Here is a 15,879-nt window from a genome sequence, read left to right on the forward strand (position 1 = left end):
GGCTGAGCCCAGCGGTGCGCCGCTCCGGCCGCGTAGCGGTGCGCCGCTCCGGCCGCGCCGCCAGTCCTTCGACAACGCCGAGAGTGGGCGTTCGCGACGAAATGGCATGGTGAAACACCTGCTTTCGTCGCGAACACCCACTCTCGGCGAGCTCCGACGCGGATAGCGTCGCCCGAGAGCGAGAGCGAGAGCGAGAGCGAGAGCGAGAGCGAGAGCGAGAGCGAGAGCGCCGTCGCTACGCTGGAGGGATGAGCGAGGAACGGAAGCGGGGGCACCGGCGGGTGCAGCGCCCGGGTGCGGCAGGCGCCGACCCGGAGCCGCAGCGCATGCCGGGCGAAGCGGCGGTGCGCGCATCCGCCGACCGCGACGAGTCGTTCGAAGCGCGCGGCGACTCGAACGATCGTCGGCTGCGCGACGACGTGCCTCCGCACTGGGGCTGAGCGTCGTACCGGGGTCGAAGGCTACACAGAGGCGGTGTCGGGCTCGCCCGCACCTTCCGTCTCGTCATCCGTCTGGGCCACGGCCGGTTCCTGCTGCTCGAGCTCGGCATCGGGGTCGGTCGCGGCCTGCTCGAACTGGGAGTTGTACAGCCGCCAGTACGCGCCCTTCGCCGTGATCAGCGAGTCGTGGGTGCCCTGCTCCACGATGTCGCCGTGCTCCATCACGAGAATGAGGTCGGCGTCGCGGATGGTCGACAGCCGGTGCGCGATCACGAACGACGTGCGCCCCGAGCGAAGCGCCGCCATGGCGTGCTGCAGCAGCAGCTCGGTGCGGGTGTCGACCGAACTGGTCGCCTCGTCGAGAATGAGCACGCTGGGCTGCGCCACGAACGCGCGCGCGATCGTGATGAGCTGCTTCTCGCCGGCCGACACGTTGGAGGCGTCCTCGTCGAGAACCGTGTCGTAGCCGTCGGGCAGCGAGTGCACGAAGCGGTCGACGTACGTCGCCTTCGCGGCCTCCAGCACCTCGTCGTCGCTCGCATCCTGCCTGCCATAGCGGATGTTCTCGCGGATCGTTCCCGCGAAAAGCCACGGGTCCTGCAGCACCATGCCGGTGCGCGAGCGAACGTCCCGTCGGCGCAGGTCCGAGATGGCCTGGCCGTTGAGCAGGATCCTGCCGCCGTTCAGCTCGTAGAACCGCATGATGAGGTTCACGAGCGTGGTCTTGCCTGCTCCCGTCGGGCCGACGATGGCGACCGTCTGACCGGGTGCCACGCTGAACGACAGATCGCGGATGAGCGGGCGCTCCGGCGTGTACGAGAAGGCGACGTTCTCGAACACGATCGTGCCGTCGCCGTCGACCGGCGCCGGCGTGTCCTTCGACTCCGGCTCCTGCTCGTCGGTGTCGAGCAGGTCGAACACGCGCTCGGCCGACGCGGTGCCGGACTGCACGACCGCGGCCATGCCGCCGAGCTCGGAGAGCGGCTGGGTGAACTGCTGGGAGTACTGGATGAACGCCTGCACGTCACCGAGGCGAAGCTGGCCGCCGGCGACCATGAGCCCGCCGAGCACGGCAATGCCGACATACGTGAGGTTTCCGACGAACATCATGGCGGGCATCATGATGCCCGAGAGGAACTGCGCCTTGAACGAGGCCTGGAACAGCTCCTGGTTCTCCGCTTTGAACTTCGTGAGTGCGTCCTGCTCGCGGCCGAAGACCTTGACGAGCGCGTGACCGGAGAACGACTCCTCGACGCGAGAGTTGAGCCGGCCGACCTTGCGCCACTGGATGCCGAACGCCTTCTGCGACTTCGGACCGATGATGCCGAAGATCACGGCCATGAGCGGCAGGCTCACCAGCGCCACGAGGGCGAGTTGCCACGAGATGGAGAACATCATGATGAGCACGCCGAGCACTGTGAGCACGCTCGTCAGCGCGTTCGACAGCGACTGCTGCATGGTCTGCGTGATGTTGTCGATGTCGTTCGTCACCCGCGAGATAAGCTCGCCGCGCTGTACCTTGTCGAAATAGTTGAGCGGCAGGCGGTTGATCTTCGCTTCGACATCTTCGCGCAGCTGGTACATGGTCGTCATCATGATCACGTTGATCACGTAGCCCTGCACCCAGCTCAGGATCGACGCGACGAAGTACAGCGCGAGCACGAGCATGAGCACCTGCGTGAGCCGCACGAAGTCGACGCCGTGACCCGGGTCGATGTGCATGGCCGAGACCATGTTCGCGAGGTCGTTCTGCCCGGAGGAGCGCAGCTGCGCCACTGCCTGGGCCTTCGTGACGCCCTCAGGCAGGTTGCGGGAGATGACGCCCTCGAAGATGATGTTCGTCGCCTCACCGAGCACCTTAGGCGCGATCACGGTGAGCACGACGCCGATGGCGCCGAGCAGCGACACGAAACCGAAGCCGACCGCGTGCGGCTTGAGCAGGCCGAGCAGCCGGCCGAAGCTCTTGCCGAAGTTCTGGGCCTTGCCCGGTTTGACGCTTGACCAGTCGTCCGCGCCGAGGCGCGCCTGTTCTGCGAGCTCGAGTTCGAGCTCCTCCTCTGCCGAGAGCGGGGTCGGTGTTCCGGTGCTCATGCCGTCGCCTCCACTCCGAGCTGCGATTCCACGATCTCTCTGTACGTCTCGCACGAGTCGAGGAGTTCGGAGTGCGTTCCGATCCCCACCATGCGGCCGCCGTCGAGCACGACGATGCGGTCGGCGTCGACCACGGTCGACACGCGCTGGGCGACCACGATCTTCGTGACCGACGGCAACTCGCGCCACAGCGCCTGGCGCAGCCGCGCATCCGTCGTCAGGTCGAGCGCCGAGAACGAGTCGTCGAAGACGAGCACGTCGGGCTGGTGCACGATGGCGCGGGCGATGGCGAGACGTTGCCTCTGCCCACCCGAGACATTCGTGCCGCCCTGCGCGATGCGCGCGTTCAGGCCGCCCGGCATCTCGGCGACGAAGTCGCGGCCCTGCGCGATCTCTAGCGCGTGCCAGAGGTCTTCGTCTGTCGCCTCCTCACGGCCGAAGCGAAGATTGGATGCGACGGTGCCGCTGAAGAGGAACGGTCGCTGCGGAACGAGGCCGATGCTCTTCCAGAGCACGTCGACATCGGCCGAGCGCACGTCGACGCCGCCGACCTCGACGCCGCCGTCGGTGACGTCGAAGAGCCGGGGGATGAGTGAGACGAGCGTGCTCTTGCCCGCGCCGGTGGAGCCGACCACCGCAACGGTCTCGCCGGGCTCGGCTCGGAACGACACGCCGGCGAGCACGGGCTGCTCGGCGCCGGGGTAGGTGAAGGTGGCGTTGCGCATGTCGACGGTGCCGGGCGTCGGCAGACTCTGCACGGCATCCGCTGCTCTGGTCAGTGTCGACTCGCTCGCCAGCACCTCGCCGATGCGCTCGGCGCTGACCGAGGCGCGGGGGATCATCATGGTCATGAAGCTGGCCATGAGCACGCCCATGAGAATCTGCATGATGTAGGCCATGAACGCGAACAGGGTGCCCACCTGAATGTCGCCGTTGTCGACGCGGATGCCGCCGAACCAGATGACGCCGACGATGGTGACGTTGAGCACGAGCATCGCGAGCGGGAAGAGCAGCACGAACAGCTCGCCGACTCTGCGGCCGATGAGGGTGATGTCGCGGTTGGCGCCGCGGAAGCGCACCGTCTCGATGTCCTCCCTTACAAACGCACGCACCACGCGGATGCCGGTGAGCTGCTCCCGCATGATGCGGTTCACCGCGTCGAGCTTCTTCTGGTAGGTGCGGAAGAGGGGAACCATGCGGCCGATGACGATGCCCGCGAGGATCAGCAGGGCGGGAACGGCGACGGCGATGAGCCAGCTGAGCCCGACATCCTGGCGAAGGGCCATGATGATGCCGCCGATGGCGAGCAGCGGGGCGGTGACGAGCATGGTCGCGCCCATCATGGCCAGCATCTGCACCTGCTGCACGTCGTTCGTGTTGCGGGTGATGAGCGAGCCGGGGCCGAATTGGGTGACCTCGCGCTCGGAGAACGCGCTCACCCTCTCGAAGACGCCATCGCGGATATCGCGGCCCATGAGCATGGCGGCGCGTGCGGCGAAGAGCGTGGCGAGGATGGAGCAGCAGATCTGGCCGAGCGAGATGACGAGCATGACGACGCCCGTGGACCAGATGTAGTGGGTGTCACCCTTGGCGACGCCCTTGTTGATGATGTCGGCGTTCAGGCTGGGCAGGTACAGCGATGCCATCGCGGAGGCGAACTGGAACAGCAGCACCGCTGCCAGCAGCCATCGGTACGGCCTGAGATAGCGGATCAGAAGCTTTACGAGCATGGGGTCTTTCGGCAGGTGAGAGGAAGGCGAAGAGGGGTGGAGAAGGGGAGGGGAGGCGACGCGGCGGCTCACGATCTTGGCACGAGCCGCTCGCAGGGTCAAGACGCTGGTGCGGACATGTCCGATTCCCGCCAGAAGGTGGCGGACGGGCCGCGGTGAGCGGCGGCGTTCAGAGGCGAAACGCGCCCGGAAGGCTGGACGCAGCCGGCAGGCGGAACGCGCTCAGGACGCGGACGCCTCGCCCGCCTGGTGCTTGCCCGCGGCTTCCTCGGCCGGGCCCTTCGCCAGCAGGTCGCGGATCTCGGTCAGCAGGTCGAGCTCGGTCGGCACGCTCTCCTCGGGTGCGGCCGTCCCCTCGGCTTTGCGCGCGTCGACCCGCTTCTTGAACGTGTTCACGGGAAGGACGAAGACGAAGTACACGACAACGGCGACGATGAGGAAGTTGATCAGCGCCGCAATGAACGCGCCGAACTTGATGTCGGCACCGAGCACGTGCAGGACGAGGGTGTGGCTGAGGCTGCTGGCATTGAACAGCATGCCGATAACGGGGTTGATGATGTTCTCGACCACGGCGGAGACGACCGCGTTGAACGCGGCGCCGATGACGACCGCGACCGCGAGGTCGAGCACGTTGCCGCGGAGAATGAACTCCTTGAACCCTTTGAGCATGCCGCTCTCCCCTCGAGACGATGGCGCCGTCTGACCCACCTTATTGCCGTCGCGACCGGCTCAGGCGGAGGCGCTCGCTGTTGCCCCCGACTTCTTGGTGCTCGCGGAGCCGGACGAGCCGGCCGACGAACCCGAGCCGCTCGTAGAGGAGCCCGAGGAGCCCGACCCTGACGACGAGGACGAGCCCGACCCTGATCCGCTCGAATCGCCCGACGTCTTCGAGCCCGAGCCGCTGTCGCCCGAACCGGAACCCGAGGAGCCCGACCCTGACGATCCCGACCCTGACGACCCCGACTCGCTCGCGCCGCCCTTGCCCGCCCGCGAATCGGTGCGATAGAACCCCGACCCGTTGAAGGTCACGCCGATGGAGTTGAACACCTTGCGCAGCCGGCCGCCGCACTCGGGGCACGTCGTGAGGGCGTCATCGGTGAACGTCTGGTGAATGTCGAACGCGTTGGAGCAGTCCGTGCATTTGTAGGAGTAGGTGGGCACCCGGGTCCTCTTCTTGTTCGAATGTGTCAGTGGGGCGAGGCTGCGAGTGCGGCTACGAGAAGCGCACGATGCCGCTGGGGGTCACGACGCCGTTCACGGGCTGGTCGTGCCGCTCGCGCGGAACCTCGTCCACGAGTTCGCCGTCGAAGATGACGGCATACACCGGAGGACATTTTTCCATGCTTCCGAGGGTCTTGTCGAAATAGCCGCGCCCCCAGCCCATGCGCAGGCCGTCGGCGCCGATCGCGGCGGCGGGCACGAGAATGAGGTCGACGTCGTTGATCGCGATGGGCCCGAGCAGTTCGCCGACGGCTTCCGGCATGCCGTAGAGGCCCTCGGCCTCGGTCGTGCCGTCGCCGACGGTCCAGTCGAGGAGGCCGTCCTCACGGGAGATCGGCAGCAGCATCCGAATGCCATTGTCGAATGCCCAGTTCAGATACGGCCTCGTGTTCGGTTCCATCGAGCCCGAAAGGTAGGCGGCAACCGACGCGGCCGAGAGCTCGGTCGTGAGCTCGATGAGGTTGCGGGTGAGCGCCTCGGACGCCTGTTCCCGTTCCGTCGCGGTCATGTTCTGGCGTCTCTCGCGCAACTCTGCTCGCAGAGCGCGCTTCTGATTGCCGGGGTCCGGGCTCATGTACGCCATCCTAAATCCGGATAACCTTCGTCTATGGCAAAGGTCACCAAAGCGGTCATTCCGGCGGCGGGTCTCGGCACCCGCTTTCTCCCTGCAACCAAGGCGATGCCGAAGGAGATGCTGCCGGTCGTTGACAAGCCCGCCATTCAATACGTGGTTGAGGAGGCCGTCGACGCGGGGCTGCACGACGTGCTCATGATCACTGGCCGCAACAAGAACGCTCTTGAGAACCACTTCGACCGTGCCACCGAGATCGAGGCCAGCCTGCAGAAGAAGGGCGACACCGACCGGCTCGAGAAGGTCAACTACTCCACCGAGCTCGCCGACATGCACTACGTGCGCCAGGGCGACCCGAAGGGCCTCGGCCACGCGGTGCTGCGAGCGAAGATGCACGTGGGCGAGGCGCCGTTCGCGGTGCTGCTCGGTGACGACATCATCGACGCGCGCGACGTTCTGCTGAAGCGGATGCTGCAGGTGCAGGCCGAGCGTAATGCCACCGTCGTCGCGCTGCTCGAGGTCGACCCTGACCAGATCCACATGTATGGAGCGGCCGCGGTCGAGACCACCGACGAGGACGACGTGGTGCGCGTCACCGGACTGGTCGAGAAGCCCAACAAAGACGTGGCTCCGTCGAACCTCGCCATCATCGGCCGATACGTGCTTCGCCCCGAGGTGTTCGAGATTCTCGAGCACACCAAGCCGGGCAAGGGCGGCGAGATTCAGCTGACCGATGCGCTCGAGGAGATGGCGGGCGACGTGGAGGGCACGGGCGGCGTCTACGGCGTCATCTTCCGCGGCCGCCGCTACGACACCGGCGACCGGCTCGACTACATCAAGGCCATCGTGCAGCTCGCGGTCGACCGCGAAGATCTCGGCGTCGGCCTGCGGCCCTGGCTGCGCGAGTTCGCGGCCGGCCTGGAATCGAACACGCCCTCGGGCGACGTGGACTGAGTCCCGGGCGAATCCGGGTCGAGACTGACGCAGGGGCGAGAGAGAGCGCGGGTATTCGGTGCCGATGGTGATTCCGACCCTCACGGAAGGCGCGGTGACGCTGCGGCCCGTGCGTCTGCGTGACGCGCGGCCGCTCGAGCGCGCGCTGCTCGACAACCGCGCGTGGCTGCAGAAGTGGGAGGCCACGAGCCCGTACGGGCCCACCGGGCTGGACACGCGGGCCAGCATCCGCTCTCTGCTCGGCAACGCCAGGGCGGGGCGCGGGCTGCCGTTCCTCATTGAATACGAGGGGGAGCTGGCGGGGCAGTTGAACGTGTCGTCGATCGTCTACGGTTCGCTCTCGAGCGCGAGCATCGGCTACTGGGTGACCGAGCATGTGGCCGGGCACAACGTGACGCCGACCGCCGTGGCACTCGCGACCGATCACTGCTTCTACCAGCTGGGCCTGCACCGCATGGAGATCTGCATCAGGCCGGAGAACACGCCGTCGCTGCGCGTGGTCGAGAAGCTCGGCTTTCGATACGAGGGCCTGCGGCGACGCTTCATCCACATCAACGGCGCCTGGCGTGACCACTTCAGCTTCGCCCTCGTCTCGGAGGAGTTGGCGCAGGGCGTGCTGCGGCGCTGGCAGTCGGGGCAGGCATCCCAGGATGCGGCGAGGGTGACGAGCGAGGATCGGGCGGCATCCGCGTTCCCGCTGCCGGTGGTGCGCGAGCACTGAGTCGGGTGCGTCGGCCATGCACCATGCCTCGGGCCGAATTGTGGGTTCTCGCGCGGCTAGCTGCACATTTGCCCCGACCCGCATGAGGGTGAGGGGTGTGGGCGCAAGACACACCCCACCGCGAGCCGCCCAGAATCGGGCCGCACCCGTACCGTAGAGGCATGGGCGACGTGTGGGGAGGCGGCATCGTCATTGCCGCGGCGGCGGGGCTGTGGCTCGTCTACCTCATTCCCACGTGGCTGCGCCGGCGCGAGTACCTCGCCACTGAACGCAACGCCGTGCGCCTGCAGCAAACGCTGCGCATTCTGGCCGAGACCGCCGAGATGCCCGAGCAGGTGCGCCTCGAGGCGAACGCCCGCGCGATTGCCGAGCAGGAGAAGGCGCGCCGCCGGCTCGAGCAGCAGGCCCAGGCAACCGCCAGAGCAGAGGCCGAAGCGGATGCGGCAGCCGCGAGCCTCGCGGCCGCCGAGAAGCGGGCCGATGCCGAACGTCGTGCCGCTGCCGCCCGTGCCGCCGCCCGCCGCAGCCCGGCCCGTCTGCGGCGCCGACTGCGCCGTGCTCGCGCCGCCACCTCACTCACCCTGCTGCTCGCCGTCGTCGTGACCGGCGGCGGCATCGCGCTCGGGCTCGCGTTCGGCGCCTGGCTCGTGTCGAGCGCCGGGGTCGTCGCGGGTGCCGCCTGTGTCATGACCCTCGGCAGGCTCGCGCAGGCCGGCCGCCGGATCCCGCGTGAGGCACCGGCCGTTGTGGCCGAGCGTGGCCCGAGCGAGCTGTACGACCACGGCGAGGCGACCGAGAGCGCCGCCGCCGCCGAGGCCCCCGCGGCGAGCCCCACCTGGACCCCCAAGCCGCTGCCGAAGCCGCTGCATCTCTCGCGGGGCACCGTCGCGGCAAGTGCCATGGCGTCGGCCGACGCGGCCGCGAGGCTGCGGCGAGCCGCCGCCGAGCAGGATCTCGAGCGCCGGGCGGCCGAGCGCATGCCGGCCGTGCCGCGACTGCGGCCATCCGTACCTGTGGTGCCGGCAATGCCGGAGCGCGAGGTGGCGCGAACGCGGGCCGTCGCGAGTGTGGCCGCCGGGGATGCGGCGAGTAACGTGGAGCGCGTGGCACAGGTAAGCCGGTTTGCGCGCATGGGCATCGTCGAGGGCGCGGAGTCTGCCGGCATCGATCTCGATGCGGCGCTGAGGCGGCGCCGCGCCGTCGGCTGATGAGCGACGAGGGCGGCGACCCGGCCTGCTGGCTGGCCAACGTGTGCCCGAACTGCGGCCTGCTCGTCGAAGGGCGGTTGCCTGAGACGTGCCCACGGTGTGGTGAAACGCTCATCGAGAACGGCCCGAACGGCGACGCCGTGCCGCCCATAGCGGGCACCGGGGAAGGGCTGGGCCGCTAGCGCGTTGTAGAGAGGTGGAACCATCACCCTGCGAAAGGACCCACCTCTATGAGCCTCGTCATCACCGGAGCAACCGGCAAGCTCGGCCACCTCGTCATCGATTCTCTGCTGCGCCGCGGCGTTGACGCCGGCGACATCGTCGCAACAGGCCGCCGAGTCGACGTTCTCGCCGAGCTCGAGAAGACCGGCGTTCGCACCGTCGCCGTCGACCACGACCGTCCCGACACGCTCGAGGGCGCGTTCGCGGGAGCCGACGCGCTGCTGCTCATCTCGGGCAGCGAGGTGGGCAAGCGTACCGCTCAGCATCGCAATGTCATCGACGCCGCCGTGGCCGCCGGTGTTGGCCGCATCATCTACACGAGCGCGCCGCGCGCTGACACCTCCACGCTGGTGCTCGCACCCGAGCACGCGGCGACCGAGATCATGATCCGCGAGTCCGGGCTGCCGTTCACGATGCTGCGCAACAACTGGTACACCGAGAACTATGTTGTGACCCTCGAGCAGGCGCGCGGCACGGGCGAGGTCGTCGCGAGCACGGGCGCCGGCAGGGTTGCCAGCGCCACCAGGGCCGATTACGCGGATGCCGCCGCCGCCGCCCTCGTCGATGACGACACGACCGGCCGCATCTACGAGCTCTCCGGCGACGTCGCATGGGACTTCGAGGAGCTGGCCGCGACCATCGGCCGCATCATCGGCGTGCCCGTCGTGTACCGCGCGCTCAGCCCCGAGGAGCATCGCGAGTACCTGCTCGCGGCAGGCCTCGATGAGGGCACGGCGTCGTTCGTGGTGACGCTCGACGGCGACATCCGCGGTGGCGCACTCGCCGAGGTCACCTCTGATCTGCGCACGCTCATCGGCCGCCCGACCACGCCGCTCGAGCAGGGGCTGCGCGACGCACTGGGCGACTGAGCCGGGTTCTGCGGCAGGCGGAATCGCGTGATATCGTAGCTACCGCAGTTCCTGAGGGGCTATGGCGCAGTTGGTAGCGCGCTTCGTTCGCATCGAAGAGGTCAGGAGTTCGAATCTCCTTAGCTCCACCATTTGAGAGGTCGTACGTGACTCGACGTCGTACCTCTTACCGTTCCGCAGCGACAACGACCTTGCCGATGGCTCGACCCGTTTCGATGATGGCGTGCGCTTCACGCAGCCGCGTCGCGTCAAGCGGCGACAGCACACGCGTGAGGGTAGAGCGGATGCGGCCCGCATCGACCATGTCGGCGATGCTGTTGAGGAGTTCGTGCTGGGCCTCGAGGTTCCAGCCGTAGCGGGGGCGCGTGAACATCAGCTCCCAGTGCCACGAGATGCTCTTGTCCTTGAGGGCGGAGAAGTCGAGATCGCGCCCGTCGTCGATGGCGACGATCTGCCCGAACGGGCGCACGACCTGCGTGAACAGGGCCATGCGTCCCCGGCTCTGCGAGGTGAACGCGTAGTCGACTCCGCCTGGCGCGACCTCGAGTATCTGCCGAGCGAGATCAGGGTTGGTGTGATCGAGCACGATGTCGGCGCCGAGCTGTTCTACCCAGGCACGAGACTCGGCACGGGATGCGGTGGCGATCACCGTCACGTCGGTGAGCGCCTTGACGAGCTGAATGAGGATCGATCCGACACCACCGGCGGCGCCGATGACCAACAGTGCGCCGTTCGACCCGCCGGTCAGCTGGAGCTTGTCGAACAGGGATTCCCAGGCGGTAATCCCGGTCAAGGGGAGGGCCGCTGCCTCCGCATGGCTGAGCGTGCGCGGTTTGCGCCCCACGATGCGCTCGTCCACGAGCTGCTGCGATGCATACGAGCCGGAACGGTCGAGGCTTCCCGCGTAGTACACCTCGTCCCCGGGCCGGAACAGGTGCGTGTCGCCTCCTGCTGCGAGAACGACGCCGGAGGCGTCCCATCCGAGAATGCGATCGGTGCCGTTGCCATTCGCCGAAGCGCGTATCTTCACATCGACAGGGTTGACGGAGACCGCTCTGACGTCGATGAGAAGGTCGAATCCAGAGGGGGCGATCGGCGCAGGAACACGCGCGTCGACGAGGCTGTTCGGGCCATCGAGTGCACCACCCTCGCGATTCACAACCGCAGGAATATCGTGTAGTGAGTCGGTCATGCCAGTTCTCCTTCCAGCAGCCAGGCCGGATGCCGAGCCTCGCGCCGACACTACCGATGAGCGCGTGGTTACCCGCAAGGGAGACTAGTTACCTTCAGGAAAGTCCGTCGATCAGCAGGCCGCTTCGCTTGGGCCGTCTTCGTGCCGGTCGGCGAGTGCTCGCGCGTGTGCGTAGTTGTTCTCGGCCCAGTCGCGCAACGCGAACACGGGTCCGAGGGCGCTGCGCCCGGCATCCGTCAACGAGTACTCGACGTGCAGGGGTACGGCGGGAATGACTTCACGATTCACGAGCCCGAATCGCTCCAGCCGTCTCAAGGTGGCCGTCAAAACCTTCGGCGATACCCCTTGAAGCCGGCGCTGGAGGACGCCGAACCGCACCGGGCCGTCGGCGAGGGCACCGATCGCGAGTGCGGACCACTTGTTCGCCACGACGTCGAGAAGATCACGGCACGGGCAATCCGTCGAGTAGACGTTGCCCCGCGTCTTCTCCTCGATCAGCTGCAATTCGCTGTCCAGAGACATGACGCCCCTCGCTTTCCCTCAGTTCGTGAGTTCCCGATCGCGCTACTTCCCCATAGATAGTAAGCGCCGCAGGGGAAGGATCACCGCACCGACTTGCGTTCGTAGAGCGCCATCGACCACACGTAGCCACCACCGGCGATGACCACGAACCAGGCGAGCGCGAGCAAGGGGTTCCATCCGGCATCCGTGCGGAGAAGCAGCCCTCTGATCGTCTCGATGAACGGCGTGAACGGCTGGTACTGCGCGAACCACTGCAGCCACTGCGGCATCGAACCGGTCGGCACGAAGCCGCTGCCGAGCAGGGGCAGCATGGTGAGCACGAGGGGCAGGTTGCTCGCGGTCTCGACCGACTTCGCCTGAATGCCGAGGGCGACGCCGAGCCAGCTGATGGCGTAGGCGATGAGGGCGATCATGCCGGCGGTTCCGAGCCACTCGAGTGGCCCCGCGCTGGGTCGGAAGCCGATGAGCAGGCCGACGCCGAGCACGAGGGCGACGGCGATGATTCCCTGAATCGTGTTGCCGAGCACGTGGCCGGCGAGCACGGCCGCCCGCGAGATCGCCATGGTGCGGAACCGCGCGGTGATGCCCTCGGTCATGTCCATCGAGACCGTCGTGGCGGTGCCGCCTGCGGTGCCGGCGATGGTCATGGCAAGGATGCCGGGCAGCACGTATGCGAGATACGCCGCTCTGCCGCCGCCGGCCTCCACCCCGGGCAGCCCCGCGCCGAGCGTGCCGCCGAAGACGAACACGAACAGCAGCAGGATGACGACCGGTCCCAGAATGGTGAAGACCGACAGGCCGGGGTAGCGCACCATGTGCAGCAGGTTGCGGCGCAGCATGGTGATCGCATCGGCGATGACGTGCGAGCGCGGAGCGGCGATTCGGGCGCCCGGGCGCGGAGCCGCCGGTGGCAGGTGTGAGTCGAGCGTGGTCATGAGCGGATTCCTTTCGTTTCTGCCTTCTCGGTGAGCGCGAAGAACACGTCGTCGAGATCGGGCGTGTGAATGCTGAGGTCGTCGACGGTGAGGCCGTCGGCGTCGAGGCGGTCGAGCACCTGGCGGAGCGTGCCGATTCCGCCGTCGCTCGGCACGGAGAGCACCAGCGCCGCGTCGTCCCGTGCGGAGCCGTCGAGGAGGCGGGAAGCGGCGCGCAGCGCTGCGGCATCCGTGAATCGAAGCCTGATGTGGCCGCCGGGCACGAGGCGCTTGAGCTCGTCCGGCGTGCCGGAGGCGACGATGCGGCCGCCGTCGAGCACCGCGATGCGGTCGGCGAGTTCGTCGGCCTCGTCGAGGTACTGGGTGGTGAGAAGCGCGGTTGTGCCCTGGCCGACGAGGTCGCGCACGATGTTCCACATGGTGAGGCGGCTGCGGGGGTCGAGGCCGGTGGTCGGTTCGTCGAGGAAGATCACGCTCGGCCGCGCGACGAGGGTCATCGCGAGGTCGAGGCGCCGGCGCATGCCGCCGGAGTATGTGGCGAGCGGTTTGCGAGCGGCGTCGGTGAGGTCGAACTGCTCGAGAAGCTCGGCGACGCGCGCCGTCGACTGCGTCGAGCCGAGGTGGCGCAGCCGGGCCATGAGCAGCAGGTTCTCCTCACCCGTCAGCAGGCCGTCGACCGCGGAGAACTGGCCGGTGAGCCCGATCGCAGCACGAACCCCGGCGGGGTCGCGCACGACGTCGAACCCGGCCACGCGGGCGGTGCCCGAATCGGGTCGAACGAGAGTGCTGAGAATGTGCACGGTGGTGGTCTTGCCGGCCCCGTTCGGGCCAAGCAGGGCGGTGACGGTGCCCGCGCCGACCGTGAGGTCGACGCCGTCGAGCACGGTCTTGGCTCCGTACGACTTGCGCAGGCCGCGCACGTCGATTGCTGCAGTGTTCATGTGTCGCTCCTTATCGTGGTTGATTCAGCGCGCGCGCCGAATGGTGATGTCGCCGAACTGCGTGCGTGCGCGCACGGTCACCGTCTCTTCGGATGCGTCGGGTGCCGCCTCGCGGTCGAGCTCGTTGCGTACGTGGCCCTCTTTTGACGAGAGATCGAGCCACGCGGGCACCCCGGCTCGCACGCCGACCGCGACCTGCCCGAAACCGCTCTCGAGCTGAACGGCGCCACTCGAAACCTCGTTCAGCTGGATGTTGCCGTATGCCGTCTTCGCGGTGACGGATGCCAGCGCCCTCGAGATCTCGAGGTCGCCGTACGAGAGCTTTGCGTCGAGGTCGCCGCCCGTCTCGCCGAGCTGAATGGAGCCGTGCGATGCCTTGAGCATCGCGTCTCCGGCGATCCGCTCGGCGCGGATCTGGCCCTGGTCTGCGGTGATCTCTGCGCCGCCGTCAACGGTGCCGACCGTGACGCTGCCGTGCGAGGTGCGCACCCACAGGTCGCCGGTCGCATCGGCCTCGACCGCGCCGACTGAGCTCTTCACGCGGGTCGCACCCAGCCTCCCGCTCGCCGTCAGGTTCCCCACGGCGAGCTCGGCGCTGAGCCGCGAACCTGTGGGCAGTTCGACGGTCACGTCGACCGACTCCGTCGGCCCGATCCAGCTGATGCGCGGCTTCGGTCCCCTAATGGTGAGCCGACCGCCGTCGAAGGCAACCGTCGTCTCCTCGGCCCCGCGGCGGTCGACCGCCTTCTCGGGATTCGTGGCAGAGACGGTGACGACCGTGTCGTCGCGGTCGCTCGCGATGACCTCGATGGCACCGACCTGTAGGTTGATGGCGAGGTCGATGGGGTCGGGCGTGTTGTAAATGGGCATGCTGGCGCCTCCCTTTCTGTGGGTGTGTTGGGGTTGTCGCTGTGGGTGTGTTGGGGTTGTCGCTACCGCGCCCAGCCCGCGAAGTTGTCGCCGGTGCGCAGGGTGCGCTTGGCGGATCGTCGCTGCTTGGGCTGGAGCGCCGCGGCGACCGCCCGCACGAGCCACGTGTTGACGGAGAGCCCGTCGGCAGCCGCCGCGTCGTCCACGCGGGTCTTCAGGGCGTCGGGCAGGCGGAGCGTGGTGCGAGATGTGCTCGTGTCGTCGAGGTCCACGGGCGCGACGGCCACCTCATCGGCATCGGTCTCGGTGCTCTGTTGCGTGACGACGAACTCGACCTCGCGGCCCCGCAGCCGCAGGTCGACCGAGCCGGGGGCGAGGTCGCGGGTGATCTCGCCCGCCGCCGCCGAGAGAACGTCGAGCAGCACGAGCCGCAGGGCGGCCTCCGCGCCCGCCGCTACTCGCTCGGCCGCGGCACGCGTCTCGTCAGAGCCGTTCTCCGCGGTGTTCACGAGTTGTTGCTGCAGGTCGCTGACGTACTGTCCCAGTTCCATGTGAGTCAGTGTGACACCATCATGGTGTCATGTCAAGGCATTGTGGTGTCAGCGCTACCCGACCGGCGTCGGGCCCATACGATGGGGCAGACCATCGTGCGAACTGGAGGCCGCCCGTGACCGAGCATTCGAAGCCGCTCTCCGTCGTCGCCGTGTCTGGCACGCTGCACCGGCCGTCGAAGACCGGCGCCGTGATCGACGCGGTTCTCGAGCGGGTCGCGGAGGCGACATCCGCTGACCTTGAGGTCATCGAGCTGCTCGATCTCGCGGGGCCGCTCGCCGACGCGCTGAGCGGGGGAGAAGCGGATGCGGCCCTCGCCGACGCCTACGCCCGCGTCGCCGGCGCCGACCTGCTCGTGGTCGCCACTCCCGTCTACAAGGGCAGCTATACGGGCCTGCTCAAGCTTTTCGTCGACCAGCTGGGGCAGGATTCGCTCGCCGGCACACCGGTGCTGTTGGCGGCGGTCGGCGGCTCGCTGCAGCATGCGCTCGTGATCGAGCACGCGCTGCGGCCGCTGTTCGGGTTCTTCCGGGCGGATACCGTCGCCACCGGGATCTACGCGACGGGCGCCGACTTCGTGGATGGCGTCGTCGGATCGGGGCCGCTGCGTGAGACGATTGCGGCCGCCGTTGCGGAGGGGCTGGGGCGGGTGCCGGCGGCAGGGTGACGGGGATTTCGAGACGGCGCTTTGCGCCTCCTCAATCCGCTGTGGGGACGGCGCTTTGCGCCTCCTCAATCCGCTGTGGGGACGGCGCTTTGCGCCTCCTCAATCCGCTGTGGGGACGGCGCTTTGCGCCTCCTCAATCCGCTGTGGGGACGGCGCTTTGCGCCTCCTCAATC

General features: G+C 68.1%; 17 protein-coding genes and 1 tRNA gene. 7 read left to right on the forward strand and 11 right to left on the reverse strand.

Annotation, left to right across the window (positions count from 1 at the left end; translation table 11 throughout):
* Nucleotides 1-248 precede the first annotated feature (248 nt).
* Nucleotides 249-440, forward strand: a complete 192-nt coding sequence (locus OSC27_RS14355) for a hypothetical protein (RefSeq protein WP_267182151.1) — start codon at nt 249-251, stop codon at nt 438-440.
* Nucleotides 441-461: 21 nt separating this feature from the next.
* On the opposite strand, the gene OSC27_RS14360 is transcribed toward OSC27_RS14355, so the two are convergent.
* From OSC27_RS14360 to OSC27_RS14380, 5 genes are all read right to left on the reverse strand, one after another.
* Nucleotides 462-2,531 carry an ABC transporter ATP-binding protein gene (locus tag OSC27_RS14360; protein ID WP_267182152.1) on the reverse strand — a complete coding sequence of 690 codons (2,070 nt, stop codon included), beginning with the start codon at nt 2,529-2,531 and terminating at the stop codon, nt 462-464.
* Nucleotides 2,528-4,261 (reverse strand): ABC transporter ATP-binding protein, encoded by a 1,734-nt coding sequence (locus OSC27_RS14365; protein WP_267182153.1) that lies wholly within the window; start codon nt 4,259-4,261, stop codon nt 2,528-2,530. Before OSC27_RS14365 ends, OSC27_RS14360 begins: the two co-directional genes overlap by 4 nt.
* 222 nt (nt 4,262-4,483) lie before the next feature.
* Nucleotides 4,484-4,930 (reverse strand): large conductance mechanosensitive channel protein MscL, encoded by a 447-nt coding sequence (mscL, locus tag OSC27_RS14370; protein ID WP_267182154.1) that lies wholly within the window; start codon nt 4,928-4,930, stop codon nt 4,484-4,486.
* Between the two features lie 60 nt (nt 4,931-4,990).
* On the reverse strand, nt 4,991-5,422 hold the full coding sequence (locus OSC27_RS14375) for an FmdB family zinc ribbon protein (protein WP_267182155.1): 432 nt from the start codon (nt 5,420-5,422) through the stop codon (nt 4,991-4,993).
* A gap of 52 nt (nt 5,423-5,474) precedes the next feature.
* Nucleotides 5,475-6,056, reverse strand: coding sequence for a 5-formyltetrahydrofolate cyclo-ligase (locus OSC27_RS14380; RefSeq protein ID WP_267182156.1), 582 nt, complete (start codon nt 6,054-6,056; stop codon nt 5,475-5,477).
* A gap of 33 nt (nt 6,057-6,089) precedes the next feature.
* Between OSC27_RS14380 and galU the strand changes: the two genes are divergently transcribed.
* The 5 genes from galU (at nt 6,090) to OSC27_RS14405 (ending at nt 10,158) form a co-directional block, all read left to right on the forward strand.
* On the forward strand, nt 6,090-7,007 hold the full coding sequence (galU, locus tag OSC27_RS14385; protein WP_267182157.1) for a UTP--glucose-1-phosphate uridylyltransferase GalU: 918 nt from the start codon (nt 6,090-6,092) through the stop codon (nt 7,005-7,007).
* A 64-nt stretch (nt 7,008-7,071) separates the two neighbouring features.
* Nucleotides 7,072-7,728, forward strand: coding sequence for a GNAT family N-acetyltransferase (locus OSC27_RS14390; RefSeq protein WP_267182158.1), 657 nt, complete (start codon nt 7,072-7,074; stop codon nt 7,726-7,728).
* A 161-nt stretch (nt 7,729-7,889) separates the two neighbouring features.
* Nucleotides 7,890-8,936, forward strand: coding sequence for a hypothetical protein (locus OSC27_RS14395; RefSeq protein ID WP_267182159.1), 1,047 nt, complete (start codon nt 7,890-7,892; stop codon nt 8,934-8,936).
* 230 nt (nt 8,937-9,166) lie between these two features.
* Complete coding sequence (locus OSC27_RS14400; protein WP_267182160.1) at nt 9,167-10,027, forward strand: SDR family oxidoreductase; 861 nt, start codon at nt 9,167-9,169, stop codon at nt 10,025-10,027.
* A 55-nt stretch (nt 10,028-10,082) separates the two neighbouring features.
* Nucleotides 10,083-10,158: transfer RNA gene (locus OSC27_RS14405), tRNA-Ala, on the forward strand.
* Between the two features lie 35 nt (nt 10,159-10,193).
* Here the strand turns inward: OSC27_RS14405 and OSC27_RS14410 are convergent.
* The 6 genes from OSC27_RS14410 to OSC27_RS14435 form a co-directional block, all read right to left on the reverse strand.
* Nucleotides 10,194-11,219, reverse strand: coding sequence for a zinc-binding alcohol dehydrogenase family protein (locus OSC27_RS14410; RefSeq protein WP_267182161.1), 1,026 nt, complete (start codon nt 11,217-11,219; stop codon nt 10,194-10,196).
* Nucleotides 11,220-11,330: 111 nt separating this feature from the next.
* Entirely contained in the window at nt 11,331-11,741 is a 411-nt protein-coding gene (locus OSC27_RS14415; protein WP_267182162.1) for a winged helix-turn-helix transcriptional regulator, read from the reverse strand.
* An 80-nt stretch (nt 11,742-11,821) separates the two neighbouring features.
* Nucleotides 11,822-12,676 carry an ABC transporter permease gene (locus OSC27_RS14420; RefSeq protein WP_267182163.1) on the reverse strand — a complete coding sequence of 285 codons (855 nt, stop codon included), beginning with the start codon at nt 12,674-12,676 and terminating at the stop codon, nt 11,822-11,824.
* Nucleotides 12,673-13,617, reverse strand: a complete 945-nt coding sequence (locus tag OSC27_RS14425) for an ATP-binding cassette domain-containing protein (RefSeq protein ID WP_267182164.1) — start codon at nt 13,615-13,617, stop codon at nt 12,673-12,675. The genes OSC27_RS14420 and OSC27_RS14425 overlap by 4 nt, the downstream gene beginning before the upstream one ends.
* A 24-nt stretch (nt 13,618-13,641) precedes the next feature.
* Nucleotides 13,642-14,487: a DUF4097 family beta strand repeat-containing protein gene (locus OSC27_RS14430; RefSeq protein WP_267182165.1), complete on the reverse strand. Its 846-nt coding sequence runs from the start codon at nt 14,485-14,487 to the stop codon at nt 13,642-13,644.
* Between the two features lie 62 nt (nt 14,488-14,549).
* The gene (locus OSC27_RS14435; RefSeq protein WP_267182166.1) at nt 14,550-15,038 is read right to left on the reverse strand and encodes a histidine kinase; all 489 of its coding nucleotides are present in this window, start codon (nt 15,036-15,038) and stop codon (nt 14,550-14,552) included.
* A gap of 116 nt (nt 15,039-15,154) precedes the next feature.
* On the opposite strand from OSC27_RS14435, the gene OSC27_RS14440 reads away from it, so the two are divergent.
* Nucleotides 15,155-15,706, forward strand: a complete 552-nt coding sequence (locus OSC27_RS14440; protein ID WP_267182167.1) for an NAD(P)H-dependent oxidoreductase — start codon at nt 15,155-15,157, stop codon at nt 15,704-15,706.
* Nucleotides 15,707-15,879: the final 173 nt, after the last annotated feature.

The organism is Microbacterium sp. STN6 (assembly GCF_026410545.1).
Classification (GTDB): Bacteria; Actinomycetota; Actinomycetes; order Actinomycetales; family Microbacteriaceae; genus Root112D2.